Genomic DNA, 1,930 nt, shown 5'->3' with positions numbered 1-1,930 from the left:
ATGAACGCGTAGGGCAATGTCGCTTGGTTTTTCCATAACGTCGAAGAACATCTCTTTATCAAGTGTTTGAGACATATTACGCATCAAAAGATCGAAAATCGCTTTTTCGACGATGCCTAAATCGACCTCTTTATCGTCGATAAAAATACGTTTGCTCAAAAGATCGTAACGCATAGCCCCGTAAACAATCGTCGGATTGTGCTTGTGAATATGCGCCTTGATTCGCACGACGAGTTCATCGAAATCGAAAGGCTTTTTAATATAATCATCACATGCTCCCTCAAACGCTTTCGTAATCGTCTGAATATCTTTATACGCGCTGATAAAAAAAGCCGGCGTTTTATCGTCGTTATCGCGCAAAAGCTTTAAAACGTCGATGCCGTTGAGTAAAGGCACGTTAATATCAAAAAGGTAAAGATCAAAAATCGTATCGTAGCTTAAAGACAATGCTTCTTCACCGTCTTGGGCATGGGCTACTTCAAACCCCGCTTCCCTCAGTAAACCGATGAGTGTTTGACTTAAAAGATAGTCATCTTCAAGCAGTAAAATTTTTGACATAACGCTCTCCTTGGTCTAAAGCATAACATATCTGCGTTAACGAAGTGTTAAAGTAAAAAATTTTTTCCCTTAACGATTTGCTAACACTTGCATTATAGAATTTCATTATAAAATTTTTCAAAGGGGGTTATGATGAAAAAAAGTCTTTTAGCATTATGTATGCTTAGTGTAGCGGTTTTTGCGGTGGATTATTCCGCGATGAGCGCAGCGGAACTTTCGGCAATGCGAGGAACGGTTCCCGCAGAAGATCGAGCGGCGTTTCAAGCAGCCATGCAATCCAAAATGCAAGCGCTTTCACAAGAAGAGAGGCAGTCTCTCTCTCAATCCCAACGTGCCAATACTAACGGCACGGGAGCCGGCGTAGGTGCGGGTAACGGAAATTCCGGTGCTAACGGCGGCGGAGCGGGCGGCGGCGGAAGAGGAAACGGACGTGGCGGTCGATAAGGTTTTATCTTCGTTTTTTCAAGAGAGCCTCGGCTCTCTTTTTTAACTTCTCTCCTGACATTAAGTTTGAAATTCAACTCCTCCTAAACCCAAAGCGTGCTAAGATAACGACGTTATTTTATTTGCGACGGTATCAAAGGATTTTGAATGGGAAACAACGATGAATTAAAACAGACCAACAAACTTATTTTACGCAATTTGCAAGCAGAAGATTATGATGACGTCAAACGTATTATGGATAGAGTCTATCCGACGCTTGGAGGTTGGACGATCGAAGAGTTTAGCGCACAGCTTTCGACTTTTCCTGAAGGTCAGATTTGTATCGAGGACGACGGTAAAGTCATTGCCGCGGCGCAGAGCCTGATCGTCGATTATAACACATACGGCGATCGCCATACGTACGATCAAATTACGGGAAATTGTTTGCTGAGCACGCACGATCCCAAGGGCGATACGCTTTATGGATTGGATATTTACGTCGATCCGGATTATCAAGGATTGCGACTCGGGCGTAGGCTTTATGATGCCAGAAAAGAGCTTTGCTACCGACTCAACCTTAAGCGCATCATCGCAGGCGGGCGCATTCCGGGCTACGCGGCACATGCCCACGAGATGACCCCTTCTAAATACATCGAACGGGTGAAAGACAAAGAACTTCGAGATCATGTGTTGGGCTTTCAGCTTGCCAACGACTTTCACGTCAGGCGCATTTTAACAGGGTATCTCAAAGGGGACGCCGCATCTCGTGAGTATGCCACCCTTTTGGAATGGAGCAACGTCGATTATGAAGAGCCTCATACGCATCCGACGGTCAATCGCGGTATTATTCGCGTCAGCGTCGTGCAGTGGCAGATGCGGAGCGTCAAAAGCGTCGAGGAGTTTTTGGATCAAGTCGAATTTTTCGTCGATGCGATGGCGGGGTATAAAG

At 45.2% G+C, this 1,930-nt stretch carries 3 protein-coding genes; 2 read left to right on the top strand and 1 reads right to left on the bottom strand.

The genetic code is table 11. The features are described 5' to 3' along the window. Nucleotides 1-558: response regulator transcription factor (locus OA34_RS13215; protein ID WP_039676187.1), on the bottom strand; the 558-nt coding region annotated here is incomplete at its 3' end. Between the two features lie 132 nt (nucleotides 559-690). Between OA34_RS13215 and OA34_RS13210 the strand changes: the two genes are divergently transcribed. Then, a complete protein-coding gene (locus OA34_RS13210; protein WP_039676185.1) occupies nucleotides 691-1,002 on the top strand; it encodes a DUF1104 domain-containing protein in 312 nt (103 codons plus the stop codon). Between the two features lie 147 nt (nucleotides 1,003-1,149). After that, a partial coding sequence (locus OA34_RS13205; protein WP_039676183.1) for a GNAT family N-acetyltransferase occupies nucleotides 1,150-1,930 on the top strand: 781 nt, incomplete at its 3' end.

Source organism: Sulfurospirillum sp. MES, from assembly GCF_000789415.1.
GTDB classification, from domain to species: Bacteria; Campylobacterota; Campylobacteria; order Campylobacterales; family Sulfurospirillaceae; genus Sulfurospirillum; species Sulfurospirillum cavolei.
Note: the sequence above shows the minus strand (reverse complement) of the source record. Positions and strands in the feature narration are given on the sequence as shown.

Bases quoted from the DNA above. Each gene is read 5' to 3' on its own strand.
- OA34_RS13210 (WP_039676185.1), top strand. From the start codon at position 691: ATGAAAAAAAGTCTTTTAGCATTATGTATGCTTAGTGTAGCGGTTTTT.